The sequence below is a fragment of the Salimicrobium halophilum genome (genome assembly GCF_900100295.1).
Taxonomy (GTDB): Bacteria; Bacillota; Bacilli; order Bacillales; family Halobacillaceae; genus Salimicrobium; species Salimicrobium halophilum.
In genome coordinates this window covers 187,617-212,543 of sequence record NZ_FNEV01000006.1, presented here as the reverse complement: position 1 = coordinate 212,543, position 24,927 = coordinate 187,617, and the positions used below count along the sequence as shown (strand labels likewise).

24 protein-coding genes are annotated in these 24,927 nt (G+C 46.7%); 21 read left to right on the top strand and 3 right to left on the bottom strand.

Annotated features, from left to right (window positions below; translation table 11 throughout):
• Positions 1-6 precede the first annotated feature (6 nt).
• The 12 genes from BLQ44_RS11120 (at position 7) to BLQ44_RS11060 (ending at position 12,944) form a co-directional block, all read left to right on the top strand.
• Positions 7-504 carry a TRAP transporter small permease gene (locus BLQ44_RS11120; protein WP_093193972.1) on the top strand — a complete coding sequence of 166 codons (498 nt, stop codon included), beginning with the start codon at positions 7-9 and terminating at the stop codon, positions 502-504.
• Between the two features lie 12 nt (positions 505-516).
• Positions 517-1,794: a TRAP transporter large permease gene (locus BLQ44_RS11115; protein ID WP_093193971.1), complete on the top strand. Its 1,278-nt coding sequence runs from the start codon at positions 517-519 to the stop codon at positions 1,792-1,794.
• A gap of 11 nt (positions 1,795-1,805) precedes the next feature.
• On the top strand, positions 1,806-3,416 hold the full coding sequence (locus BLQ44_RS11110) for a PucR family transcriptional regulator (protein ID WP_093193970.1): 1,611 nt from the start codon (positions 1,806-1,808) through the stop codon (positions 3,414-3,416).
• Positions 3,417-3,515: 99 nt separating this feature from the next.
• Positions 3,516-4,769, top strand: coding sequence for a Zn-dependent hydrolase (locus BLQ44_RS11105; RefSeq protein WP_093193969.1), 1,254 nt, complete (start codon positions 3,516-3,518; stop codon positions 4,767-4,769).
• A complete protein-coding gene (locus BLQ44_RS11100; RefSeq protein WP_093193968.1) occupies positions 4,766-5,548 on the top strand; it encodes a dihydroorotate dehydrogenase electron transfer subunit in 783 nt (260 codons plus the stop codon). The genes BLQ44_RS11105 and BLQ44_RS11100 overlap by 4 nt, the downstream gene beginning before the upstream one ends.
• Entirely contained in the window at positions 5,545-6,459 is a 915-nt protein-coding gene (locus BLQ44_RS11095) for a dihydroorotate dehydrogenase (protein WP_093193967.1), read from the top strand. The genes BLQ44_RS11100 and BLQ44_RS11095 overlap by 4 nt, the downstream gene beginning before the upstream one ends.
• A 17-nt stretch (positions 6,460-6,476) precedes the next feature.
• The gene (gene allB, locus BLQ44_RS11090) at positions 6,477-7,895 is read left to right on the top strand and encodes an allantoinase AllB (protein ID WP_093193966.1); all 1,419 of its coding nucleotides are present in this window, start codon (positions 6,477-6,479) and stop codon (positions 7,893-7,895) included.
• Entirely contained in the window at positions 7,892-8,638 is a 747-nt protein-coding gene (nfsA, locus tag BLQ44_RS11085; protein WP_093193965.1) for an oxygen-insensitive NADPH nitroreductase, read from the top strand. The genes allB and nfsA overlap by 4 nt, the downstream gene beginning before the upstream one ends.
• 26 nt (positions 8,639-8,664) lie before the next feature.
• Entirely contained in the window at positions 8,665-9,948 is a 1,284-nt protein-coding gene (locus BLQ44_RS11080) for a CapA family protein (RefSeq protein ID WP_176757506.1), read from the top strand.
• A 140-nt stretch (positions 9,949-10,088) separates the two neighbouring features.
• Complete coding sequence (locus BLQ44_RS11075; protein WP_093193963.1) at positions 10,089-10,310, top strand: hypothetical protein; 222 nt, start codon at positions 10,089-10,091, stop codon at positions 10,308-10,310.
• Between the two features lie 365 nt (positions 10,311-10,675).
• Complete coding sequence (locus BLQ44_RS11065) at positions 10,676-12,127, top strand: UDP-N-acetylmuramoyl-L-alanyl-D-glutamate--2,6-diaminopimelate ligase (protein ID WP_093193961.1); 1,452 nt, start codon at positions 10,676-10,678, stop codon at positions 12,125-12,127.
• Positions 12,128-12,338: 211 nt separating this feature from the next.
• Positions 12,339-12,944, top strand: coding sequence for a hypothetical protein (locus BLQ44_RS11060; RefSeq protein ID WP_093193960.1), 606 nt, complete (start codon positions 12,339-12,341; stop codon positions 12,942-12,944).
• A gap of 78 nt (positions 12,945-13,022) precedes the next feature.
• Here the strand turns inward: BLQ44_RS11060 and BLQ44_RS11055 are convergent, their stop codons facing one another.
• The gene (locus BLQ44_RS11055) at positions 13,023-13,988 is read right to left on the bottom strand and encodes an L-lactate dehydrogenase (protein WP_093193959.1); all 966 of its coding nucleotides are present in this window, start codon (positions 13,986-13,988) and stop codon (positions 13,023-13,025) included.
• Positions 13,989-14,260: 272 nt separating this feature from the next.
• Between BLQ44_RS11055 and BLQ44_RS11050 the strand changes: the two genes are divergently transcribed.
• A complete protein-coding gene (locus BLQ44_RS11050; protein WP_093193958.1) occupies positions 14,261-15,688 on the top strand; it encodes an aldehyde dehydrogenase family protein in 1,428 nt (475 codons plus the stop codon).
• Positions 15,689-15,767: 79 nt separating this feature from the next.
• Here BLQ44_RS11050 and BLQ44_RS11045 read toward each other — a convergent pair whose 3' ends face one another.
• On the bottom strand, positions 15,768-16,442 hold the full coding sequence (locus BLQ44_RS11045) for an HAD family hydrolase (RefSeq protein ID WP_093193957.1): 675 nt from the start codon (positions 16,440-16,442) through the stop codon (positions 15,768-15,770).
• A gap of 79 nt (positions 16,443-16,521) precedes the next feature.
• Between BLQ44_RS11045 and BLQ44_RS11040 the strand changes: the two genes are divergently transcribed.
• The 4 genes from BLQ44_RS11040 to BLQ44_RS11025 all read left to right on the top strand — a co-directional run bounded on the left by BLQ44_RS11040 (position 16,522) and on the right by BLQ44_RS11025 (position 19,628).
• A complete protein-coding gene (locus tag BLQ44_RS11040; RefSeq protein ID WP_093193956.1) occupies positions 16,522-17,061 on the top strand; it encodes a 3-dehydroquinate synthase II in 540 nt (179 codons plus the stop codon).
• A 75-nt stretch (positions 17,062-17,136) separates the two neighbouring features.
• Positions 17,137-17,436: a rhodanese-like domain-containing protein gene (locus BLQ44_RS11035; RefSeq protein ID WP_093193955.1), complete on the top strand. Its 300-nt coding sequence runs from the start codon at positions 17,137-17,139 to the stop codon at positions 17,434-17,436.
• Positions 17,437-17,613: 177 nt separating this feature from the next.
• Positions 17,614-19,149 (top strand): BCCT family transporter, encoded by a 1,536-nt coding sequence (locus BLQ44_RS11030; protein WP_093193954.1) that lies wholly within the window; start codon positions 17,614-17,616, stop codon positions 19,147-19,149.
• 128 nt (positions 19,150-19,277) lie between these two features.
• Positions 19,278-19,628, top strand: a complete 351-nt coding sequence (locus BLQ44_RS11025; RefSeq protein WP_093193953.1) for a hypothetical protein — start codon at positions 19,278-19,280, stop codon at positions 19,626-19,628.
• Between the two features lie 49 nt (positions 19,629-19,677).
• Here BLQ44_RS11025 and BLQ44_RS11020 read toward each other — a convergent pair whose 3' ends face one another.
• Entirely contained in the window at positions 19,678-21,039 is a 1,362-nt protein-coding gene (locus tag BLQ44_RS11020; protein ID WP_245688154.1) for a sigma-54 interaction domain-containing protein, read from the bottom strand.
• 195 nt (positions 21,040-21,234) lie between these two features.
• On the opposite strand from BLQ44_RS11020, the gene BLQ44_RS11015 reads away from it, so the two are divergent.
• The 4 genes from BLQ44_RS11015 (at position 21,235) to BLQ44_RS11000 (ending at position 24,925) form a co-directional block, all read left to right on the top strand.
• Complete coding sequence (locus tag BLQ44_RS11015; RefSeq protein ID WP_093193952.1) at positions 21,235-22,431, top strand: ornithine--oxo-acid transaminase; 1,197 nt, start codon at positions 21,235-21,237, stop codon at positions 22,429-22,431.
• A gap of 202 nt (positions 22,432-22,633) precedes the next feature.
• Positions 22,634-22,888 (top strand): hypothetical protein, encoded by a 255-nt coding sequence (locus tag BLQ44_RS11010; RefSeq protein WP_093193951.1) that lies wholly within the window; start codon positions 22,634-22,636, stop codon positions 22,886-22,888.
• A 301-nt stretch (positions 22,889-23,189) separates the two neighbouring features.
• Entirely contained in the window at positions 23,190-24,551 is a 1,362-nt protein-coding gene (locus tag BLQ44_RS11005; RefSeq protein WP_093193950.1) for a hypothetical protein, read from the top strand.
• Between the two features lie 176 nt (positions 24,552-24,727).
• The gene (locus BLQ44_RS11000; protein WP_008588184.1) at positions 24,728-24,925 is read left to right on the top strand and encodes a cold-shock protein; all 198 of its coding nucleotides are present in this window, start codon (positions 24,728-24,730) and stop codon (positions 24,923-24,925) included.
• The last annotated feature ends 2 nt before the right edge of the window (positions 24,926-24,927 follow it).

The window sequence follows — 24,927 nt, the reverse complement described above, 5'->3', positions numbered from 1 at the left end:
GTACATATGAAAATATTGAAGAAAATAGAAGAAAGTACGATTGCTCTCGGGTTATTAGCAGTGACGGCTCTATTGTTCGTGAATATCATTCTCCGTTACGTGTTTTCAGCGAACACGACCTGGGCGGAAGAATTCATACGTTATGTGATGATCTGGATCACGTTCATAGGAGCTGGTGTTTGTTTCCGGAAGGGGTTACATGTAGGAGTCGATTTTGTGCTGGATCTATTGAAAGGGAAAGCGAAAAAAGGTTTGGAACTGTTTATTGCATTAGCTTCTGTAATATTTATGGTTCTTCTGGTTTGGTATAGCATCCAGTTGGTTTCGTTCACGAGACAGACTGGACAAATCACTCCGTCTTTGCAAATCCCTCTCTATTATATTTATTTGGCTATTCCTGTAGGAGCGGCATTGTCTTTACTGCATTTGAGTATAAGAATTGTAAACATATTAAGAAATAAGCCGCACATAGAAGAAACGCCGGAAGACATTTTACAAGAATAGGGGTTATCGATAATGGTTAGTTTACTTTTGATTCTGATTATCATTTTTCTATTTTCAAGCACCCCGATTTTCGTTGCTTTAGGATTATCTTCGTTTCTATCGGTTGTTTTCATGAGTGATATCCAGCCGATGATTTTAATTCAGCGGTTATTCGGTGGTCTGGATCAGTTCGCTTTGATGGCTCTTCCTTTTTTCATCCTGGCGGCCAATATCATGGACGTCGGTGGTTTGTCCAAACGTATTCTCCGGTGGTCCCGTGCCATGGTCGGTCATATTACGGGTGGGGTAGCGATGACTACTCAAGTTTCCAGTATGTTCTTCGGAGCTTTATCCGGTTCGAGCCCGGCCACAGTCATTGCTATAGGGAAAATCATGTATCCCGAATTGCTGCGTAAAAAATATGATAAATCGTTTGCTTCCGGGTTACTGGCATCTTCCGGAGCTGTATCGTTAATCATCCCTCCGAGTATTACCCTGATCATATTCGGATCGGTGACAGGCGTTTCAGTGGGTAGCCTATTTATCGCAGGGATCGGCGCAGGTATCATTTATGGCTTTTCTTCGATAGCTTATATTTATTTCTACGCCAAAAAGAACAATCTTCCAAGAGATAAGCGGGCTTCTCTTAAAGAGGTATTCACTGCAACTGGTAAGGCTTTCTGGGCTCTGTTGATACCGGTCATCATTCTGGGAGGTATTTATTCCGGCATTTTCACTCCTACAGAGGCTGCAGGGGTGTCAGCTGTTTACGCTTTATTCGTAAGTGTCTTCATTTACAAGGAAATGGACTGGAAAAGCTTTTACCGTACGCTTGTCGATTCGGCCATCACTACAGCTCAAGTGCTGGTGCTCGTAGCTGCAGCGCAAGTTCTCGGTTGGATTTTGACACGCGGAGGTGTCCCGCAGCAGATTGCCGGATACATTGCTGAAAATATCGATTCAGTCATTATTTTCCTTCTGTTGATCAACGTTGTGCTACTTGTGTTGGGAATGTTTATGGAGGGAGTGGCAGCAATTACGATCTTAGCACCACTGATTTATCCCTCTGCTTTATCTATGGGGGTCGACCCTGTACACCTTGGAGTGATTATGATCGCTAACCTGGCAGTCGGTATGTACACACCTCCATTCGGAATCAACATATTCGTCACACAGACGATTACCAAATTGAATATGGTCGAAATGCTTCCAGGTTTAATGCGATTCTTTGTAGTAAATGTGATTGCACTTTTAATAATCACATATGTACCTCAAAGTTCCCTGTTCCTGGTGGATTTACTTCAAGATTAGGTGGGACGTAAATGGCGATTACTCTAAAACAGGCACTGAAAATTGGAGGATTGAAGCATTGTGAAGTCGTAGCAGGTGGAGAGGGACTCGATCGTCCACTGGACTATGTGACGATTATGGAAGTACCGGATATTGTTCGATGGCTAAAAGGGAAGGAATTGCTGTTGACCAGTCTTTATCCTATCAAAGATGACAAAGAAGCAGTGGACAACCTGGTCAGGGAATTACATGACAAAGGCACTTCGGCACTTGCAATAAAACCTCACAGGTTTATTGAAGAAATACCGGACGTCATCTTGGATGAAGCAAATAAATATGGATTTCCCATCCTCGCAATACCGGAACATATCAGTTATTTAGATATCCTTTCCCCTGTGATGAATGTCATTTTTGATGAGAGAGTAGTCATTCAGGAAGATCTGGAGTTGGCATACCGTCTCCTCGATGAAATCAAGAACTCTAAAGGTGGCATAAGACAACTGACGGAAACGCTTGCGCACTTGATGAAGCACGAAATAAGAATAGAAAGTTTCGTTCCTTACCTGAACATACCCTTTGACCAGGATGGGCTTGCCCCTCTTAATGGTAACCAGAAAAAGGAACTAGAGTTGATCCAGCGGCCAGTAAGAATGACCAGGTGGAACGAGGATACGAATGAATATCAAGAGTGCCTGATTGCTCCTGTCATCATCGAAGGGCAAATGCTGGGTGCAATTACCAGTATAGGCATAGCCGCGGATTTCCTGGAAGTGGACCTTGCGATTTTAGAGCGGGCGAATACGATACTCTCGTTAGAATTCATGAGAAAAAAAGCAGCCTACGAACTTGAGCAACAGTATAAGAGTCATTTCTTCAAAGACTTGTTGTTTTCTAAAATCCAATACGAGGCAGCCATGTTGGAAAAAGGGAAAATGTATGGATTCGACGTTGAGAAGCGCTATATCTTTACAACGGTAGAGTTCACAAATAGAGAGAAAGGAATCACTTTCATTTCTGATATTGTGAATAGGCTTGAACTGATATGTGCTCATATTGATGAAGACATCATAATTGGTGCTGTACAAAATGGCCTTTACCTTCTTTACCCTTCAGCAGGAAAAAAGCCTGAAAGAATTGATGCTGACTTGCAGTCCATCTTGAGTGAGATGCAATCTGCAGCGGCTGGGGATGTTTATATAGGTGTCAGCAGGGCGACGAAAGATATCGGTGAAATACGGGATGGATATGAACAGGCTCAGCAGGCTGTGATACTCGGACGTAACCTGTATCAGAGCAGGCATATCATCTACTATGAAGAACTCGGTTTTTATCGACTGCTTGCAGAAATCGACAACATCAACGAAATAAAGAAATTTTACAATGAATCGATAGGTAGTCTCATCGAATATGATAAAACGCATGATTTGGAACTGGTCCATTCGTTGACAACGTATTTTCAAAACAATGAATCGCTGTCGAAAACGGCAAATGAATTGTATGTCCATATCAACACCATGAAGTATCGCCTTCAAAGAATCAAAACGATAACGAACCTCGATGTAAAAAACACGGAAGACAAACTGAACCTTCATATAGGATTGAAAATTCATAATTTTTCTAAAAATGATTATCGATTTAGATGAAATAAGCTCCTGCTTTATGTCCTTTCGGATAAAGAAATTCACCTTTTTCTTTGGGAGAATGAAAGAAAGATGCATAAAAAACGAAAAAGGATGAGGTGCATGAATTCGAAGGAAAGGATTCAGGAAACGCTTGATACGTTCAATTCTATAGGGGAGAGACCGGAAGGAATGCAGCGGTTGGCCTATACAATGGAAGAAAGACAAGTCCACGATATGTTTGCGGAACTTTGTGCCAAAGCAGGTATGCAGGTAAGAGTGGATGAAGTCGGCAACGTTATAGCGCGGAAAGAAGGACGGATCAAAGAAGCGTCACCGGTAGCCATCGGTTCCCATTTGGACACGGTATATACAGGCGGAAAATATGATGGTACTGGCGGTGTGGTTGTCGGGCTCGAAGTCGTCCGACGTTTGAACGAAAAGCAAGTGATGACGGATCATCCGATTGAACTTATCGCTTTCGTCGCTGAAGAATCTTCCAGGTTCGGTATGTCCACCATCGGAAGCAAAGCGATGGCGGGGTTGCTGTCTGAAGATTCTACGGAAAAGGCTAAAGATAAAGAGGGCATCAGCCTTAAGCAAGCCATGGAAAGGGCAGGCTTCCCTGGTGCGGATATAGCTGAAGCGAAACGCGAAGAAGGAGCGATGCAAGCATTTCTGGAGTTGCATATAGAGCAGGGGCAAGAACTCGAACGGACTGGTAAAAAGGTTGCGATAGCGACTGGTGTTGCGGCTCCCACAAGACTAGAGGTAATAGTGCAGGGGAGATCCGCTCATTCCGGTACGACGTCCATGGATATACGGAAGGATGCGTTGTCCGCAGCTTCTCGTCTGGTTTTGAAAATCGAGGAAGCGGCGAAACAGGAAAGCTCGCACAAAACGGTCGCTACTGTAGGGGTGTTGGATGTATCGTCGGGAGCGATGAACGTAGTCCCTGGAGAAGTAGCCTTTAAAGTCGACATCCGGGGGTTGGATATCGCATCGAAACAGCGGGTCATTGCTGCAATCGAATCCGAGAGTAGCGTTCTTGAATCAGAAAAAGGAATGACCATATCGATGGAGGTATTGAGCGATGAGGAGCCTATTCTATTGGATTCGGAAATCCAGGAAGTGCTGAAAGGTGCTTGTGCAAGTGTGGACATCGACCCGTTATACATTCCTAGCGGAGCCGGCCATGATGCAATGAATATGGCGAAGATCTGTCCGACAGGCTTATTGTTTGTACCCTCCCGCAACGGCATCAGTCACAATCCTGAAGAGTTCACTCCTATTGAAGATTTTGTCACTGGAGCAGATGTATTAGAGCAGGCCGTCATGAAGTTGGCCGTTACGAAAGAGGTGAAAGTCAGCAAATGAAACAATACGAAGCGCCGGTGCTTTTCAATAGACAGGTAAGCGAACGTTACTGGCACATAGCTATAGATACTTCTATGATGCATGAAGCCGTGGAACCAGGCCAGTTCTTCCATGTCCGATGTGCGGATGTTGACAGTCCTTTCTTACGACGACCATTGAGCGTCTATCAGATCCATGAAAACACGATTGAGTTCTTGTATTTAGTGAAAGGAAAGGGAACTACCGAAATGACCCGCATCAGGGAAGGGGAAACTCTGGATGTGCTCGGGCCTCTCGGCAAGGGTTTTGAACTCTATAAACAATCGGAGACAGTTCTGCTGGTTGCTCGCGGAGTGGGAATCGCTACATTGGCGGCAGTAGCTCAGGCTGCGTTCATCCAGGGGAGTCGATGTGTAGCTGTTCTGTCAGCCAGGACGAATGAAGATCTGCTGGCTGCTGAATACCTCGAAGACTTCGGAGCAGAAGTTCACAAGGTGACAGAAGAAGATGGAACAAGTGACGTCGGGAACGTACGGGACATCATTGAGACGGATATTATGGCCAGACATACGATCGACAGCATCTACACCTGCGGTTCCAGGAGGCTTTCGAAACTGTCACAGAGTATCTCATCTACCTTTGGGATCCCCGGAGAAATTGCGCTCGAAGAGCATATGGGCTGTGCCATGGGAGCGTGTTTTGCTTGTGTTTGCGATATAAGGGAAGCCGATACTCTCAAATCGGTGCGTGTTTGTATCGATGGACCGGTTTTTCCCCTTAACAAGGTGGTGATCGAATGATTCAGTATAAGAATACAGAAGTGAAGATAGGTGGACTTACTCTTAAGAATCCAGTCATGCCTGCTTCCGGAGCTTTCGGAGCCGAAATGGAGCAGGCCATTGATTTCAACAAGTTGGGCGCTATCGTTCCGAAAAGCATCACCAAGCATCCCCAGCCCGGAAATGCCAAGCCGAGAGTCTGTGAAACGAATGCCGGTATGATCAATTCCATCGGTATTCAAAGTAAGGGCTTGGACTATTACCTCGAGCATACAATTCCCCAATTCGAAACTTATGATTCCCCACTGATTGCCAGCATTTCTGCTGAGTCAGTTGAAGAATTCGCAGAAATGGCTTCTGTGCTCGGAAATCACAAAAGTGTGTCGGCCCTGGAATTGAACATTTCCTGCCCTAACCTGAAGGGGAATGGCCAGGCGTTCGGCATGGATCCAGAAGACACTTTTGCTTTGATATCTAAAGCCAGGAAAGTGACGGATCGACCTTTGATTGCCAAACTGACACCGAATGTTACCGATATCCAGGAAATCGCAATCGCAGCAGAAGCGGGTGGAGCTGATGGTCTCAATGTCGCAAATACGCTACTTGCAATGTCTATCGACGTGGAAACGAGGAAGCCTCGTATAGGTAATGTAATGGGTGGTTTGTCAGGACCGGCGGTTAAACCGGTTATCGTACGGATGATTTATCAGGTGTCACAAGTCAGTTCGCTTCCTATTATCGGGTGCGGAGGTATCATGAATGGAAAGGATGCTATCGAGATGATCATCGCCGGAGCGAGTGCAGTTCAGGTAGGGACTGCGAGTTTTATTCAGCCGACGGCTTTGACTGATATTCTTTCAGAAATGCAGGAGTATATGGAGAAGCACGGCATAGATGACATCCACGACCTGATCGGTTCGATCGAAATATAAAAGTGGGAGGGAATTCGATGAAGTGGGATCTGAAAATCATCAACGGAAACGTAGTGGACCATGGACAAGTGAAAAGAGCAGACATCTTCGTGAAGGATGGAAAAGTAGGTGCGGTTACGGATGGGAAGCTCGAAGAAGACGCAGTGACAGTGCTTGATGCAGCGGGTAAATACGTAATGCCCGGATTGATCGATACTCACGTGCACTCACGGGACCCCGGCCCAACCTACAAAGAAGACTTCGCTCATTCCACCCGTGCGGCGGCAGCAGGTGGAATAACCTCGGTGTTTGAAATGCCAAACACGACTCCTCCTGTGAACAATGCAGAGAATTTTGAACTCCAAAAACAAAACCTTCAGCAGAAAGCATATGTCGATTTCGGATTATGGGGAATCTGCCTTGGTCCTTTGAACCTGGATCAGATCGGCGCATTGAATGAAAAGGGTGTGATCGGATTCAAGTTCTTCTGGGGTTATGCCGTCCATAAAGAAACGTATCAATTGATGTACAACTACAAGCCTGGAATGGAAAACGTGATTCCGCCATTCAACGACGGAGATGTCTACGAAATGATGGAGGAAGTGTCTAAAACCGGTAAATTGTTTGCCGTACACGCTGAAAATAATGATTTAATACAAAAACTCACCACTCGTGTCGAAAATGAAGGCGGACGCACCTACGAAGATTTAATAGCTGGACGGCCGAACCTGGCAGAATTGTTGACAGTCAATTCAGGAATAGAGATGGCGAAAGCGACTGGAGTACGGTTCCATGTCCTGCACGTCAGCTCTGCAGAAGCAGTGGAATCTGTCCGGAAAGCGCAGGCCGATGGATATCCGGTTACGGTTGAAACTTGTCCGCATTACTTGTTCTTATCAAAGGAGGATTACCAGGAAATTGGTCCAAAAATGAAAGTTTATCCGCCGGTCAAATATGAAAAGGACCAGCACGCGATATGGGAGGCAATGGTGGATGGAACCATCTCCCACGTCTGTTCGGATCATGCCCCTCACACTGAAGAGGAGAAAGATGGAGATCTATGGTCCATCCCGGCCGGCATGTGTGGAGTCGAATCCATGGCGCCACTAATGCTGAATGCAGTCAACGAGGATAGAATTTCTATATCAGATTTCGTCAGACTTATGGCGGAAGAACCAGCCAGGCTGTTTGGTATTTATCCGCAAAAAGGATCGTTGCAGGTCGGGACGGATGCTGATATCACTATTGTCGATATGGATCAGGAAATGGTTATCAAACGGGAAGAACTGCACAGCAAAAGCAAAGTGACGGCGTTCGACGGTTTTGCTGTGAAAGGTGTACCGACAGAGACGATCGTCCGTGGGAAAATCATTATGCAGGACGGGAAAATCACAGGGGAACAGGGGAGTGGAGAACTGGTCAAGCCTGAGGCAGAAGAAGGCCAGGTTCAATTATGAGTGACGGGGAAGTAATCAGAACATTAATCCAGAGTCACCGATCTATAAGACGTTTCAAAAGTGAACCGGTCCCTCAGTATATCATTGATGACCTGGTAGAATCCGCACGCTGGGCACCATCTTCACACAACGTTCAGGCGTACAGCATCATTTGCATTCGGGATCAGGATACGAAGAAGAATCTCCAGGAATTATGCGGGAATCAGAGCTATATCGGTCAGTGTCCGGTATTCTTCGTTTTTGTAATGGATTTTTATCGTCACGCATTAGTCAGTGAACGGCATGACTCTGCTTTTGAAGTGGAAGAGGTGGAGAATCTGCTTGTGGGTGCGGTGGATACTGCTTTAGCTTCGGAGAATTTCCTGCTTGCTGCCAGGTCTTACGGGCTTGGGGGCGTAATGATTGGCGGAATTCGTAATCAGGCTGCTGAGGTTGCCCGTTTGTTGAAACTGCCCGAGTGGACGGTGCCGGTTATGGGGATGTGTATAGGCTATCCTGGTCAGGATCCGTGGCAAAAACCGAGAATCGGCAGAGAAGCTATTTATCATGAAGAACATTACGAGACTCATAACCTCGAACAGCATCTGGAGGCATATGAAAAAACGTCAGCCGAGTATTATTGGAAACGGACAAATGGGCAACGAATAGACAGCTGGAGCAGTCAGATGGCTTCTTATTTCGCCGTGAAGAGAAGGGCCGAGTTGACGGACTTTATCAAAAAACAGGGCTTTCCACTTAAATGAAGGTTAGAACAGAGGGAGGCAGGAACATGAAGATGGTAATGACCGGCGACAGTTTCATCTCCCGCCGTTTGCCTTGTGGAGATGGAAGAGCCGAGAAAGTAAAGGGGTGGATGGCGGACAGTAATGCCCGCTTCACCAATCTGGAGATAACTGCGCATGAAGGCAAAGGATACCCTTCTCCCTTCAGTGGAGGCACCTGGGCGATGGCAGAACCTGCTGTGCTGGATGATCTTCGGTACTACGGGTTCAATTTGTTTAATTGGGCGAATAACCATACGATGGACTATTTGTATGGGGGATTGATAGCTACCGAAAAGGAATTGGATGACCGCGATATGATTCATGCCGGTGCAGGAAAAACACTGGCGTCTGCCGCTGAAGCCAGCTATATAGAAACAGAGAATGGGAGGATCGCATTGATTGGGGTCACTTCCACTTTTCATGATTTTTGGATTGCAGGGAATGGGAATGGTCATATTGGTGGGAGGCCGGGTGTGAACCCTCTCCGGTGCGAAGAAATCATCCATGTCACGAAAGAGGAGCTTGAGGCATTGAGGTCTATATCCAGCCAGACGAACCTGGATGCAGCGGAGGAATTGAATCGGATTGAAGGGTTCTCAAACAGCGGTTCAGAGGACGAGTTCTTATTCGCCGGAAGAAAGTTCAAAATCGCTGATGAGGCATATAAAGAGAGGAAACCTCATCAGGGTGACATGGATAGACTTATAAATAAGGTCGAAGAAGCGAAGCGTCAGGCGGATTATGTTCTTGTGAGCTTCCATTCACATGAGATGACTGGATTAGATAAAAACACACCCGCCGATTTTTTTAAGGAAGCTTCAAGACGAATGATTGATGCCGGTGCTCATTGCATAATCGGCCATGGGCCACATGTGATCCGCGGTATTGAGATTTACCGGGGAAGACCGATATTTTACAGCTTGGGTAATTTTATCTTTCAAAACGATTCGGTCAGACATTTGCCTCGTGATTTCTACGAGAAATATGACCTTGATGAGAAAGCCTCTGCTGCCGACGGGTATGACAAACGGAGCGCTGGTGGAACGAAAGGTCTTGGTGTGAATCCATTCGTATGGGAATCAGTGATGGCGAAGGTGGAATGGACGGGTGGGTACCCTGCTAAGATTGAACTGCAACCCATAGACTTGGGCTTTAATAAGCCGAGATATCGTAAAGGCTGGCCGGAGTTATCTGAGGATGAACGTGTCCTGCAAAGGCTTCAGAAATTATCCGAACCTTTCGACACAGATATTAGAATTGAAGATGGAAAGGGCTTCATCTATTTATAGAATGGGGTTTGAATTCTACCGGTTTAAAAGCTTGTTCCAAACGGACAGGCTTTTTTTGTGAAAAACTTTAATGTTTGAAATCCCTTCATCCATGGTATAATAAGAACAAATGTTCGTATAATGTATCGGGAGGGATGAACATGAATGGAATACTTGAACGGGCCGCAGGTGAGAAGCAGAATCTTGAAATGGTGTACATGGACGGAAAGGGGCGGATGACTCAAAGGATCGTGCGAGTCGTCGCTGTGCGTGAGGAAACGATTCTCGGGTATTGCTATTGGCGCAAGCAGGTCAGGTCCTTCAAGCGGGACAACATTTTGTCCGTATATCCGGTGGAGGAACGAAAAGGAATGGCACTCTGAAAGGTGAATGGTGGTTGAAGTTGATAGAAGTACTGGTGAACACGCTTATCCATGGAGGAGGGCGTGTTTTTCTTTTTTACAGGAAATACATCCACTTTTCGTAATTTCTTTGATCGACCTGCACAGAATTTGCATGTTTCAGACGTATAATATAATAGGTACGCAAAAAGTTGATAATACCGGATATCCCACGTTCAAGGTTAAGTTACATAAAAAGAGTCTCCCTTGTGAGCTCAGGAATAGGGATGGACTTCCGGAGGGAAGTTAAAGAAAGTAGGGCTTACGGGTCTCTTCTCTCCTTGTCGGGGAAGAGTGAGCGCGCAAGATAGAGGAAGGTAAGACCACGATTTTAAAGGAGTACAAGGATGAAACTGCATGAATTAGCACATGTTTTGAAAGACGTGAATCCAGAAAGGTCTATGCCACATCCCGAAGTGGTCATCAGGGGTATTTCTTATAAATCTCAAGAGGTGGAAGAAGGATATCTGTTCGTTGCTATCAAAGGGCATAAGCAGAATGGGCATCACTATATCGATGAGGCTATTGAAAATGGTGCTTGTGCTGTAATCGGTGAAGAGGTGGAAAGAGGCTTGGAGGTTCCTTATTTTCAAGTGGAGAACAGCAGGAAAGCCTTGAGTCTGATCAGTGATCATTACTATCATTTCCCGACTGCCGATAAGATACTCATCGGCGTGACAGGTACAAACGGGAAGACGACTACGGGTTCTCTTATAAGAAATATACTGGAAGATAACGGATGGTCCTGTGCTTTTTTCGGCAGTACCAACAACGTTATCAATGGAGAAGTGTATACAACGGGGAACACGACCCCGACCTTGTTGGAAATCAATAGAAGGTTATATGGAAGTAACGATGATGTCGTAGTTATCGAAGTATCCTCCCATGCTCTGACGCAGCATAGAGTGGAAGGGGTGGCCTTCGATTATGCCTTGTTCACTAATCTTTCTCATGATCATTTGGATTATCATGGATCCATGGAGAATTATTTTCAGGCAAAGAAGAAACTGTTCGGAATGCTGAAGAAGAGTGGCAAAGCTATTATCAATACGGACAATCATTGGGGAGCGCTATTAGCCGAGCAACTTCGCGGGCAGGGCCAACCTGTCATATCGATCGGTGAGAAGGACATGGACGATGTCAAAGTAGACAGGTATACCTCAAATCCGAATAGCCTGCTATTGAAAGATGGGGATGGTACTCTTTCGATGAGACCTTCCCTGTATGGACTTCACAACATGTACAACATAGCGATGGCTTATGCTACCGTTGTACAGATAGGGGTGAAGGCAGAAGACGCAGTCTTTTCCATTGAACGATTCGAGGGCGTCGAAGGCAGATTCACGGTTATGGAATTGAAGAGCGGGACAGCGGTGGCTATCGATTATTCTCACACCCCTGATGCGCTGTTTCATTGTTTGAATACAACAAGAGAACTGTGTGCCGGGAAGCTCATTCACCTCTTCGGTTTCAGGGGAGATAGGGATGGAAGCAAGCGGAAAGAAATGATATCAATCTCTTCTGAACTGAGCGATCAGTACATTCTTACATCCGATGATCTGAACTCTGTGACATCGGAGGAGATGAAAGATATTCTGATCGATCTTCAGGAAAAGTACGGGAACAGAAACGGACGTGTCATCTTGGATCGTACCAGGGCTATCGAAGAGGCTTTGGCCAGTACCGGCGAAAATGACTGGGTTCTGATTACAGGAAAAGGGCATGAAACGTATCAGCAAAGCTATCATTATCCTGTGGAAAACGATGGAGAAGCCGTTTCGTTCTTGGACGAGAAGTGATGCAGAAGAAAACATATGAACCGTTTATCCGGCGCGAGAACGGAAGAAAAAAGAATTAAAACCATCAAGCCATCATTCATCTGTCGAATGGTGGCTTTTTTGAAATCGGTTTGTCCACTCTTGATATAGTACGAACATAGATACATCAGAGTATTTTAATTGCCGGTAACTACCATTATAATGAAATTAATACATAATAAGGAGGTCTTGGATGCTGAAGCATCTACTGGTTGGATCGTTGTTCGCTCTGCTTGTCGGTTGTTCTACCCCGGAAGAAGGGGACGGAGTATATGATGTCCGGAACAAAGAGTCTTCGGTGGGGGACAATTACAGCCCTGAGCCCATCACTTCAGAACTGCTTGAAGGGAAGAGTGTCACGGAAAAGGACGGGTATGCAAGTCGTGGAAATCCTGCTCAAGTCGGTGACATCATTATTTACACGAATAGTGACGAAGCCGACATTGGGGTGAGCGTTACAGAAGTAACGCGAGGAGAGGAAGCCGAGGGAATAGCGGAAGAAGAAGGAGTGACCTGGGACCCTGCAGAGGGGAAAGAGCTGTTATTGGTACAATTCAAGACATACGCGTTTGACACCGGAGATGCGAGGATAGAGGATTATGGACCTTCAATCATGGAAGTGAATCCGGAGAAACAGGGACGGTCCCCGGGATATGTGCTGACTGAAGGAGAAGAAACATTGAAAACGGGTGAATCGCAGGAGCACCAGGTGATTTACGAGATTGATGGGGAAACGGAAGAAGTGCATGGAGTCATGGATACGGCTGTGAACGGGGAATTGTGGTTCGATTTAAGCTGACGAACATAGCAGACACGCTGGTTTCTTTGCGGGAACCAGCGTGTCTTTCCATTGCTTATGAGGATCCGGTAGTGTGCGTTAAGATGTCGGCAGGTTTTCAAAGTTGGCAGTCAGGATGTCTTTAAGCACGGCAGCACTGTGGTCGAAAAGTTGTTGTTCCTTTTCATTGAGGCTTACTTCTACGATGTCACGGATACCTTTCCGGTTAACAATTGCGGGAACTCCCATATATACATCTTCTGTTCCATACTCGCCGTTCAGGTAAGCACTCACGGTCAGAATGACGTTTTCATTATTGAGGATCGCTTTCGTCATACGAGTGAGCCCCATTGCGATTCCGTAATAGGTGGCGCCTTTTTTCTCGATGATGTGATACGCCGCATCCCGCACATTTATGAAAATCTCCTCAAGGTCTTCCACTTTATATTCTTCATGACGTTCCACCAGTTCAAGGATAGGGACTCCTCCGACGGTTGCGTGACTCCATACAGGTAATTCTGTATCTCCATGTTCTCCGATGATATTAGCGTGGATATTAGAAGGCGTCACATCGAAATACTCTCCGAGCAGATAGCGGAAGCGGCTGGAGTCGAGGATCGTTCCACTCCCGATGACCCGTTCTTTGGGAAGTCCGCTGAATTTCCAGGTCGCATACGTAAGGATATCTACAGGATTCGTCGCTACGATGAAGATTCCATTGAAGCCACTTGCCATAACTTCGGATACGATCTTCTGAAAAATGGCCAGATTCTTTTTCACAAGGTCCAGTCTGGTTTCTCCCGGCTGTTGATTGGCACCTGCACTGATACAGACGATTTCAGCATCTTTGCAGTCCTGATAAGTGCCGGCCCATGTTCTGGTAGGGTTCGGAGCGAATACCTTTCCATGATTCAAGTCCATGGCGTCGCCCGTAGCTTTATCTTCATTCAAATCGATAATGACGAATTCTTCAGCGACAGCCTGGTTTAGCATAGCGAATGCATAACTGCTTCCTACGGCTCCTGCGCCGATAAGTACAACACGATTTACATTTTCTTTTTTCATGGAAAATCCTCCTAAGTTCTAACTTTGTGAATCTTATCACATACTTATTGTCTAATATTCTTCTCGGTAAATCAATAGTATTTGTGAAATACTTCACAATAATTATTTTCTTTTTAGGAGTAAGCGTTTTATTGTTCACGATTCATTCACAATTATGTGGTTGGGTGAGGTGTTACATTCCCGTTCGATGTTTGAGTCTCCCAGATAAAGGATATAGTCTCCTCTAACGGTTGAACCAATACTTTCAATTCAATATAAAGGAGACTTTCTACATGAAACGTTATCTGAACCATTACATCAACGGAGAATGGGTGGCATCCACCGGCTCCGAAACGGAAGCAGTCATCAATCCGGCAACGGAAGAACAGATCGGAGAAATCAGCTTAGGAACGAAAGAAGATCTGGATAAAGCTGTACAGGCGGCGCGCGATGCGTTTCCTCACTTTTCTCAGATGTCGAAGGAAGACAGAGTGAAGATGCTTGAAGATATTGCGGAGGAGTACGAAAATCGGAAAGACGATATCATCGAAACGATCACCGATGAGCTGGGTTCGCCGCTTGAGGTGTCTGAGAAGGTACACTTCATGATGGGGTATAATCACTTTTCCCAGGCAGCGGAATCGCTGAAGAATTTCTCTTTCCATGAAGAATTCGAAGGACATACGAGAGTGAAAGAAACGATGGGTGTAAGTGGACTGATCACTCCGTGGAACTTCCCGACGAATCAGACATCGACGAAGATTGCCAGTGCATTCGCTGCAGGTAGTCCCGTCATTTTGAAACCTGCGGAACAGACACCATTTGCCGCGTTCATTCTTACGGAAATCTTCGATAAGGTCGGTGTTCCGAAGGGTGCTTTCAACCTGGTGAATGGAACGGGAGAAGTGATCGGAGATGGGATCAGCTCACACGAAGATATCGACTTCGTTTCCTTCACGGGCTCCGGAGCTACCGGGGAGAAGATCATGAAGAATGCGGCGGAGAATATTACGAACGTAGCGCTTGAACTCGGCGGAAAATCCCCTCTCATCGTGCTTGATGATGCGGACGTGAAAGATGCGGCGCGCGCAGCACTGACCCATATCACGAATAACACCGGGCAGGTTTGTTCTGCAGCTACCCGTACCTTGATTCCTTCTTCGATGAAAGACGAATTCGAAGCGGCAATCAAAGAAGTGCTGCCGGAATTCAAAGTAGGAGATCCTCGTGAAGGAAATCATATGGGACCACTCATCTCAGAGAAACAGTGGGATACGGTTCAATCCTACATGGAAAAAGGAAAAGAAGAAGGTGCTACGCTGCTCGTCGGTGGTCCCGGAAAACCGGAAGGACTGGAGAAAGGGTATTATGCAAAGCCTACGGTATTCACGGATGTAGACAATGGTATGGTTATTGCCCAGGAAGAAATCTTCGGCCCCGTGATGTGTGTCATCACGTATGATTCTCTGGATGAAGCGATCACCATCTCCAACGACACCGATTATGGGCTCGCCGGCTATGTGTACGGGAAGGACGAAGAGAATCTCAGGAAAGCAGCTTCAGGCATTCGTGCCGGACGTGTAAAAGTGAACGATACACCTGCGGACTTTGCTGCACCATTCGGTGGGTACAAACAGTCAGGAATCGGAAGAGAATGGGGCGACTACGGGATCGAAGAATACCTGGAAGTCAAAACGATTCTCGGCTATCCGAGCAGATAATAAGAAAACTCACGCTTCTTCTGTAAGGAAGAGGCGTGAGTTTTTTTATGACAACATATGATTATTTCCGGGGAAATATTTACGCTCTTACAGGGGTGATGATTTCCCAGGCTTGTTTCTCCGCTACTTGTTCGAGGCGTGGTTCCGGTTGAACGGCTACCGGATTTCCCACCGCTTCCAGGACATCGAGGTCGGAGTAACTGTCTCCATATGCGTAGCTGTTTGTCCAATCGACGTCCGAAGGATCCAGGTGCTCTTTCACTTTCCGCATTTTCCTGTCACCGTTGACATGGTGGACACGCTTTTTCGAATCGATGATATCCTTATCATAAGGGACCTCGGTTCCGAGGACCAGGTCGAAAGGCAGATCGCGGGTGATGGTTTCAAGCATCGGCTGGAAGGCACCGGAGACGAGGATGGTGTAGTCCCCACGGGCTTTATGCCATTCTAGTCGATGAAGCACTTCCTGATTCAGTCTCTTTTTCATCGTATTCGCAAGCTGAGCGAAGAATTTCTCCACATCTTCCCGGGAAGACTTGTTGAAAGCGGAGATGTAACTTTGCATGGAGCCTTCCCTCATTTTTTTCTCAGGGAACAGTTTCAGTTTGTAAGCGACATACATCGGTAAAATTTTTCTCATGAAGGTGCTGTATTTCTTATGGTGCATCGGGTGGGTCTTCAGGTGATTCATCATGAGCGGAAAGGTTTCTTCAGGAAATAAGGTGCGGTCGAAATCGAAAATGGCTACTCTCATAAGGATCTCCTTTTCGTGTATAGTAATGGTAATAGTATAGAAGAAAGGCGATGGGAAAATCAACCAAGGGGGAAACATAATGAGCAAAAATGAATTCATGGAAGTGACGAATATCGAAGAAATCGGAGAAGGAATGAGGGTGTGTCTCGACTTCGTAGACGTGCTGGGCCCGATGGACGGGTTGTACATAGGAAACACCGGGCATGGATATATTAAGGTACTTGCTGAGAACCGGGCTTCAGAAGGGTATCCTGCCCGTCCCTTCCGGATCAATGTAGGTGCTTTTCATCAATACATGTACCAGGACGGCAGCACGAAGTACCTGCATGAATTGAACGCAGGAGATGAAGTGATGGTAACAGATGAAGAGAGGGAAAGGTCTATCGCGCTCGGCCGGGTGAAGATGGAGAAGCGTCCCTTTGTCCGTGTGGAATGTACGGACGGGGAAAGGGTCATTTCTGCTACGTTCCAGAAATCGACGAGTGTCTATGTCGTTGAAGAAAAGGAAGGGGAATGTCCGATCCTTGAACTGAAGCCCGGTCAAAGAATCCTAGTATTACCGGATGAACCAGGTCGGCACCTGGGAGAGAAGATCGATGAAATTATCGTAGAGAAATGAAGGATTTCATGTTTTTTACATTACCTCACGAGGTACATGAAGGGAGACGAATCTTTTAAGAAGGAGGAGTTTGAAATGGCAGTAGAAATCGGCAAAGAAGCAGCAAAACAGAAACATAATCACAAGAATGTGGAAATGTTGGACGTGCGGATGCAGGAAGAAGTGGAAGAAGGGATGATTCCTGGAGCGATCCACATTCCTCTCGGCGAACTCGGGAATAGAGTCGACGAACTGGACAAAGACAAAGAATACATTACGGTATGCAGATCAGGAGGGCGCAGTGCCCAGGCAGCCGATATTCTTACGGAGAATGATATCCAGGCGCAGTCGCTTGAAGGCGGTATGCTTGGATGGGATGGAAGTGTAACGAAATAAAGGTGTGGAAAGCATGAGTCAGCCCCAGGGAGACCTGGGGATTTTTTTGTCCCTGAATTATCGAAAAATAAAGATAATAATCCCATTTTTTCTAAAAATGTTTAACGGAGTAAATAAAAGGGGACACAACTGTAGTTCGGACAAAACTAACGAAGATTCATAGATAGGAGGATTCAAATGGGGAACAAGAATCTTATTGATTTCAAGATTTTTATTCCAGCGTTGCTGATCATTATCGCGATCAGCATTCCATTTGCCATGTACGAATCAGAATCCTTAGAGGTATTGAACTCGATATTTAATTCTATAGTAGAATCATTTACGTGGGGATATCTGTGGTATGGCATTATTTTAGTAGTAGCAGGATTATATTTATCATTCTCGAAATACGGGAAGGTCGTACTAGGGGATCCGAAAGAAAAGCCGAGATTTTCCATGTTCGAGTACGCTTCCATTCTGATTGCGATGGGGGTAGGTTCTACCATCATGCGTACCGGGATGCTTCAGTGGACATCAGTTGCGAATGATCCACCGGCTGGTGTGGAAGCAGGCTCCCCTGAAGCTGTTCTTTGGGGGAATGCCTATAGTATGTTTCTATGGGGATTTCAGGTATTCGCGATTTTCGTGCTGATCGCCCCTGCGATGGGGTACATTCTGCACGTCAAGAAGCGTCCGCTTATGCGTATTTCAGAAGCCTGCCGCGTGCTGTTCGGAGATAAGTTCACGGACGGTTTAGGCGGGAAGTTTCTGGATGTGCTGTTTCTCGTAAGTATTCTCTCGGGTGCCGCTGTCACGCTCGGGTTAGGTGCACCGATCGTTACGCATAACCTGGCATTTCTGATGGGGACGGAAGTGAATTTCACCCTGACCATCATCGTTACCATCGTTTGGGTGTTCCTCTTTTCCCTCAGTGCCTATGCAGGTATCGAGAAAGGAATCAAGAGACTGAGTACGTGGAACATGTATATCGCAGGATTCTTTGCGATGTTCATTCTGCTTGCTGGACCCGGCGTATTCATTCTTAACTATTTTTCGGATAGCGTGTCGTTCCTGATTTCTAATTATGTGAATATGTCGCTGAATACGGACTCCGTTTATGAAGGAGGCATGTCTCACGTACAGAGTAATACGGTATTCTGGTTTGCTTACAGTGCCACCTGGGCAATGTTGCATGGTGTATTCGCTGCAAAGATTTCCCGGGGACGTACCATCAAAGAAATGATTCTGACATATTTCCTTGCACCGACGCTCATTTCCTGGATAGCTACAGGCGTGCTTGGTGGTCTGGGAGTATATCACTATTTGAAAGAAGACATGGGCATCTTGAATCTTGTGGAGAATGAAGCACGAATGGCTGCTATTCCTGAGATTTTATCAACATTGCCTTTCGGTTGGCTCGCTATCATCATTTTCATGATAGTAGCTCTGATTTTCCTTACGACGACGCTGGATTCTACGACATATACCGTTGCTGCTTATACAAGTACGCGGGATATGAGTAAATTCGAGCCTCCGAAAACATTGCGCATCATCATCGCTGCGATTATTACGGGTGTCGCTCTTGTATTGATGCGGATCGGTGGGCTCCCGCCGCTCTCCGTAGTTAGCGGACTTATGGGACTGCCGATTATCGTTCTGCAGTTCATTCTGATCTGGGCTGCGATCAAGATGATGAATAAAGACGAAGCGTGGAAATATAACATCAGAAAATAACGCGATAAGATTAACCCCGATGCCGATCGATGATATGACGGTAGCGGGGTTTCTTTATGTAATCTCCTTTTCTCCGGATTTTGTGGTACTCTTAAATACGGGAATTAGCTTAGCAGGAGGGTCTGATTATGAAGTTGAAAGAAATCTATCGCGTGAAAGTGTTCGTAGTACCTGACTACGTAGAAAAAGTGAGGAACGGAGTATTGACGGTCGATCAGCTCCAGGTCGGGAATTATGAAAATGTATGCTGGAGATCTCAGCCCGGCATTGAGCATTTCGTTCCGACTTCCGGCGCCGTTCCTACAGAAGGCGAGGCGGGAGAAGCCACAGAAGTGGAATCCGTGCGCCTCGAGTTCTCTATCAAAAGAGACGAGGCATTACTGCGCCAGGTCATCGAAGAAGGGATCTATCCGAATCATCCGTGGGACGAGCCCGTGATTCAGGTGTCTGAAGAATTAGAGGCGCGAACTGATAAGTGACGACAAAACCTGCATCCTATCTCTGATCAGAGGTAGGATGCAGGTTTTTTTAGGATAACTGGTGTTTTTTCAATCGGTATTGCAGGCTTTGTCTGCTGATGCCAAGATTTTTTGCAGTGCGGGAAATGTTTCCGTCGTTTTCTTTCAACTTCTGTTCGATATATCTTTTCTCGAAATTGTTCACCGTCTCCTCCAGGGTGTTGTCGGACGCCTGGGACTCAGGAAAACTGTACTTTTTCCGGAAACGCATAGGCAGGTGTTCCGGTGTTACGATTTCTTCGTCCACCATCAGGTTCATCGTTCCTTCGATCGTATGCTCGAGTTCGCGTACGTTCCCTGCCCATTCGTGTTGTCGGAGGATGGCGGAAGCTTCCGGCGTAATACCTTTTACGTTCATGTGGAACAGCGTATTGTACTTATCAAAGAAATGCTGAAGCAAGAGTGGAAGGTCGTCGATCCGGTGCCTGAGTGGAGGGATGAAGAGAGTGACGACGCTGAGACGATAGTACAAGTCTTTGCGCAGGCGTGTTTCCGCTATGGCATCGAGCGGGTCTTCGTTCGTCGTCGCCATGATACGCACGTCCACTTTCTTATCCTTGGTATCGCCGACACGGCGGACCTGTCTCTCCTGAAGGACCCTGAGCAGTTTCGCCTGCAACGAGGAATCAAGTGAATTTATTTCGTCGAGGAGCAAGGTGCCGCCGTCCGCTTGTTCGAATAACCCGGGGCGGTCCACCGCTCCTGTGAAAGCTCCTTTTTTCGTTCCGAACAGGACACTTTCCATCAATGTATCGGGAATCGCGGCGCAGTTCTGGGAGACGAAAGGACCCTCGGCACGGCTGCTTCCGTTATGGATACTTTGAGCGAACAACTCTTTACCGGTTCCGGTCTCGCCGACGATCAATACGGAAGAAGACGTTCTCGTTGCGCGTTTCGCTTCTTCGATGACCCGGGTGATCGGTTCGCTTTCTCCGATGATTTTCTCAAAAGTGAATGTCGTGTGTTGTTTTTGCAGGACGTTTTCTTTGATGACCTGTTCGAAGCGGGTCACGTCTTTCGTTATTTCCATCGCGCCGATAACTTCGCCGTCTTTATGGATGGGAAAGGAGTCATTGATCGTGGTGATTTCCCTCCCTTTGTTGTTGAAGTAGGTCTGTTTCAAGTGCTTGGTCGTTTTTCCTTCGCGTAACGCGTCGACCAGGGTGCTGCTCCCGCTTTTTTCAAAACTGAACACGTCGAGCAGGTCTTTCGCCATCACTTCTTCTCCGGCCATGGCTTCGATTTCCCTCATTTTCTTGTTATAGATGATCGTTTTTCCGCTACGATCAATGACATGGATGCCCACGTCGAGTTCATTAAGCAGTTTGATGAAGATGTCGTTCGGTATGTTGTGAATGTCATAGGTCTCCACGGGCGTCGCCTCCTTATATTATTAGCGTATAGAAATTCTCATGTTTGTGCAAAATGATTTTTCATAGTGTGTGCACAAGTGCAATGATTGTTTGCGGTTTTGGGAGGGGAATGCTGATATATCAGGGATTTTCATGTTGGCACGAATCTTGCATAATAAAGGGTAGATGTAAACATTCAAAGGAGGAACTACTTTATGACAGCAAGCACAGAAACGATTATCGAACAGACCGATCAATATGGAGCGAAAAACTATGTCCCTCTGCCGATCGTAATTTCGGAAGCGGACGGCGTATGGGTGAAAGATCCGGAAGGCAAAGAATATATGGATATGCTCAGTGCCTACTCGGCCGTGAACCAGGGGCATCGTCATCCGAAGATCATCCAGGCGCTGAAGGATCAGGCGGACCGGGTGACCCTTACGTCCCGTGCTTTTCATAACGATCAGCTGGCACCATTTTATGAGAAAGTATCCAAGCTTACAGGGAAAGATCTCGTCCTGCCGATGAACACTGGGGCAGAAGCAGTGGAGACAGCAGTCAAGGCGATCCGACGCTGGGCTTATGATAGAAAAGGTGTCCCGCAGGACAAAGCTGAAATCATCGCATGTGAAGGGAACTTCCACGGACGTACAATGACGGCGGTATCGCTGTCGACAGATGAAGACAACCGTAAGAGCTTCGGACCTATTCTTCCGGGGATCAAAGTGGTTCCTTACGGAGATGTGGAAGCGTTGAAGGAAGCGATCACGGAAAACACAGCAGGCTTTCTGCTCGAACCGATCCAGGGAGAAGCAGGGATTGTCATGCCGCCGGAAGGGTTCCTGAAAGAGGCGTATGATGTGTGTAAAGAGAACAATGTCCTTTTCGTAGCGGATGAAATCCAAGCCGGGCTCGGTCGTTCCGGGAAAATGTTCGCCTGTGACTGGGAAGATGTTTCTCCAGACATGTACATTCTCGGGAAAGCCCTCGGCGGTGGAGTGATGCCGATTTCCTGTGTGGCAGCGGATGAAGAGGTTCTCGGAGTCTTCACTCCCGGTTCCCACGGTTCCACGTTCGGCGGGAATCCGCTGGCGAGTGCCGTAGCGGTTGCCTCCCTTGAAGTGATCGAGGAAGAGAATCTGGCAGAGCGTTCCCGCAAGTTGGGCGATTATTTCCAGGCCGAATTGAAGAAGATCAAGAACCCGATGATCAAAGAAGTCCGAGGGAAAGGGCTGTTCGTCGGCGTCGAACTGAATGAGCCGGCACGTAAGTACTGTGAGCAGTTGAAAGAACAGGGACTGCTCTGTAAAGAGACGCATGAGAACGTAATCCGCTTTGCTCCGCCTCTCGTCATCAGCGAGAAGGATCTCGACTGGGCGATCGAAAAAGTGGTCGGCGTCCTTTCCGAGTAAAAGCCGCTCCTGCTCCGGAAATTGGAAGGATGAGGCGTTCTATCAGCCTCCTCTCGGATAGGGAGGAAATATGGTTGTAATTCGGTAAGAAAAACGGTTGATAATCAGAGAATTCTCGTGTTATTTTGTTGTAGTTTAGAAATCAAAGAAATGTCAGCGGTTCTCCCGTGCTATAAATAAAACTACTAAGGAGAGAATGAAAATGAGAGCAATGCTCGAACGCATCAACAGTCCTTTTTCCGGTAAAGTGACAGAGATCCTGGTCGAAAAGAATGAAACGATCCATGAATGGGAACCATTGATGAAAGTGGCTACCGAAGACGGAACCGTCGAAAAAGTAGCGCTTGGTATCAGCGGTGAGGTCGTTTCTGTAGACGTGGCAGAAGGCGATACGGTGTCTGCCGGTTCAACGATCATCTCTCTGCGTGACGATTTCATCATTACAGGAAGTGACTGAGACGCTTCCTGCGGAACTAACCTCCGGCCTGGCCGGAGGTTTTTTCTATGGTATGAGACATTTTCGTGATGCTTTCCGGTGAATAACGTTTCAAAACGAAGGATATGGTTCACTTTTTGACAGAATGATGGAAGAAAATGAACCATATATGTATTTTTGAGACGATTCAGGTCGGGATATCGCAGAAACCTGTACCATAAGACCTCCCGCCCCCTATCACTCGGGGTGCAAGACCTTTGAAAAATGTTCTACGGAAGCGTAGTATGGTTTCTAAGTTTGTTCGCACGGAAGGAGGGGGAGCATGACAGGGATCTACAGACATTTATACATATTCTATTCTTTCGTATTTCTCCTTAATATCATCTATACGTTCTGGAAAAATGAGACGCTCTATTCGGTAATCGGACTCCTTGCGATGATCATGATGGTGGTGGCGTTTCCGAGAGCGGGACGCGTGTTCAAAATTCTCGGAATCGTGTTGATGGCTGCAGGTTCTTTCTTCTTTTTATCAGGATCCATGACACTCGGGGACATACCGGGATTATTCGCCGGTAACGTCGGATTGCTGCTTCTCTTGTCCATGCTTCCCTGGATGAACAGTGCGGTGAAGGCCGGGCGTTACAACCGATTGTTGAAGGACTTACTGGAAGCGAGAGTGCAGACGCTCGGCGGCCTCTACGGGCGGAGTGAGGCGACGATGGTGTCCCTGGCAGCGTTTCTGAACCTGTCTTCGGCCACGATCTCCCAGGATCTGTTGAAAGAACAATTGAAGAAAGTGGACACCAAAGTCAGGAACAGTTTCGTTTCGATGGCGACGCTTCGTGGATACTCCCTGGCTCTGTTGTGGAGTCCGCTCGAGATATTGCTGGCGACTTCGATCTTCATCACCGGTGCCAATTACCTGGAAGTCCTGCCGTGGATGCTTATCATTGCACTACTCGGTTTTGTCATCGATACGTTCACAGGACGGCTTCTCTTTGGGAACATAGAGCTCCCCGAGAAAAAAGGAGGAAGCGGTGCGTCGAAGAAAGGGAGATTGAAGGGATTCATTCTGGCTTTGGTACTGTTCCTGAGTACTGTCGTGTTTCTGGCTAACGTTGTGAATTTCGAATTCCTTTTCGCTGTCACCATCGCCATTTTTCCGTTTGCTTTGTTGTGGAGTCTGGTGCGGAAGCGGTACAGAAGCTTCTGGAAGATCGGGGTTCCGACGTGGAAGCATCACACGAACCATCTCGATAATTTCATCGTATTGCTGTTGAGCCTCTCCTTTTTGACGGAGACATTGAATGCTTCTCCGTACTTGGAGTTATTGCAGGAGCCGATCATCGCCTATAGTGATTCTCCCCTAGTGATCATGTTGCTGATCCAGTTCGGATTTCTGATCATGACGCTGCTTGGCGTCCACCCATTGGCGACCATGGGTATCTTCGGAGGAGTGAGTGGATTGCTGATGGAAGCTCTGCCGGCGGTTACCCTCGCTGTTCTGCTTTCGAGTACGGCTATTGCGACGGTGCCTTCTGCTCCTTATGGATTGATTGTCACCATAACTTCGGTGAACTTCGGGATGAATCCTTATAAAATTGTGTGGAAGAACCTGCCTTACACCCTGGTTTGTGGGTTTCTCGGAGTGGCTGTTTCTCTGACAACGCTGATCATTTACTGACAAATATTCAAAAAGACTTGCCAAGGTAAGGATACGGTGGTATAGTAGGTATTAACTTATTGTTGTTCGGTACGAAAGCAACGAGCATGAGTGTGAAAGCTTGTCGTCTTGAATGCACGTCGTGAGCAAGAATAGTAATTCAATGGTGATCGCGAATCACCGCAGGAGGAAACAATATGTTACAAGGTAACGTGAAATGGTTCAACGCAGAAAAAGGTTATGGCTTCATCGAAGTAGAAGGTCAAGACGATGTTTTCGTTCACTTCTCTGCTATTCAAGACGAAGGTTTCAAAACACTTGAAGAAGGTCAAACAGTATCTTTCGAAATCGTCGAAGGAAACCGTGGCCCACAAGCTGCTAACGTTCAAAAATAATT

Bases quoted from the DNA above. Each gene is read 5' to 3' on its own strand.
- BLQ44_RS11120 (WP_093193972.1), top strand. From the start codon at position 7: ATGAAAATATTGAAGAAAATAGAAGAAAGTACGATTGCTCTCGGGTTA.
- BLQ44_RS11115 (WP_093193971.1), top strand. From the start codon at position 517: ATGGTTAGTTTACTTTTGATTCTGATTATCATTTTTCTATTTTCAAGC.
- BLQ44_RS11110 (WP_093193970.1), top strand. From the start codon at position 1,806: ATGGCGATTACTCTAAAACAGGCACTGAAAATTGGAGGATTGAAGCAT.
- BLQ44_RS11105 (WP_093193969.1), top strand. From the start codon at position 3,516: ATGAATTCGAAGGAAAGGATTCAGGAAACGCTTGATACGTTCAATTCT.
- BLQ44_RS11100 (WP_093193968.1), top strand. From the start codon at position 4,766: ATGAAACAATACGAAGCGCCGGTGCTTTTCAATAGACAGGTAAGCGAA.
- BLQ44_RS11095 (WP_093193967.1), top strand. From the start codon at position 5,545: ATGATTCAGTATAAGAATACAGAAGTGAAGATAGGTGGACTTACTCTT.
- allB (WP_093193966.1), top strand. From the start codon at position 6,477: ATGAAGTGGGATCTGAAAATCATCAACGGAAACGTAGTGGACCATGGA.
- nfsA (WP_093193965.1), top strand. From the start codon at position 7,892: ATGAGTGACGGGGAAGTAATCAGAACATTAATCCAGAGTCACCGATCT.
- BLQ44_RS11080 (WP_176757506.1), top strand. From the start codon at position 8,665: ATGAAGATGGTAATGACCGGCGACAGTTTCATCTCCCGCCGTTTGCCT.
- BLQ44_RS11075 (WP_093193963.1), top strand. From the start codon at position 10,089: ATGAATGGAATACTTGAACGGGCCGCAGGTGAGAAGCAGAATCTTGAA.
- BLQ44_RS11065 (WP_093193961.1), top strand. From the start codon at position 10,676: ATGAAACTGCATGAATTAGCACATGTTTTGAAAGACGTGAATCCAGAA.
- BLQ44_RS11060 (WP_093193960.1), top strand. From the start codon at position 12,339: ATGCTGAAGCATCTACTGGTTGGATCGTTGTTCGCTCTGCTTGTCGGT.
- BLQ44_RS11055 (WP_093193959.1), bottom strand. From the start codon at position 13,988: ATGAAAAAAGAAAATGTAAATCGTGTTGTACTTATCGGCGCAGGAGCC.
- BLQ44_RS11050 (WP_093193958.1), top strand. From the start codon at position 14,261: ATGAAACGTTATCTGAACCATTACATCAACGGAGAATGGGTGGCATCC.
- BLQ44_RS11045 (WP_093193957.1), bottom strand. From the start codon at position 16,442: ATGAGAGTAGCCATTTTCGATTTCGACCGCACCTTATTTCCTGAAGAA.
- BLQ44_RS11040 (WP_093193956.1), top strand. From the start codon at position 16,522: ATGAGCAAAAATGAATTCATGGAAGTGACGAATATCGAAGAAATCGGA.
- BLQ44_RS11035 (WP_093193955.1), top strand. From the start codon at position 17,137: ATGGCAGTAGAAATCGGCAAAGAAGCAGCAAAACAGAAACATAATCAC.
- BLQ44_RS11030 (WP_093193954.1), top strand. From the start codon at position 17,614: ATGGGGAACAAGAATCTTATTGATTTCAAGATTTTTATTCCAGCGTTG.
- BLQ44_RS11025 (WP_093193953.1), top strand. From the start codon at position 19,278: ATGAAGTTGAAAGAAATCTATCGCGTGAAAGTGTTCGTAGTACCTGAC.
- BLQ44_RS11015 (WP_093193952.1), top strand. From the start codon at position 21,235: ATGACAGCAAGCACAGAAACGATTATCGAACAGACCGATCAATATGGA.
- BLQ44_RS11010 (WP_093193951.1), top strand. From the start codon at position 22,634: ATGAGAGCAATGCTCGAACGCATCAACAGTCCTTTTTCCGGTAAAGTG.
- BLQ44_RS11005 (WP_093193950.1), top strand. From the start codon at position 23,190: ATGACAGGGATCTACAGACATTTATACATATTCTATTCTTTCGTATTT.
- BLQ44_RS11000 (WP_008588184.1), top strand. From the start codon at position 24,728: ATGTTACAAGGTAACGTGAAATGGTTCAACGCAGAAAAAGGTTATGGC.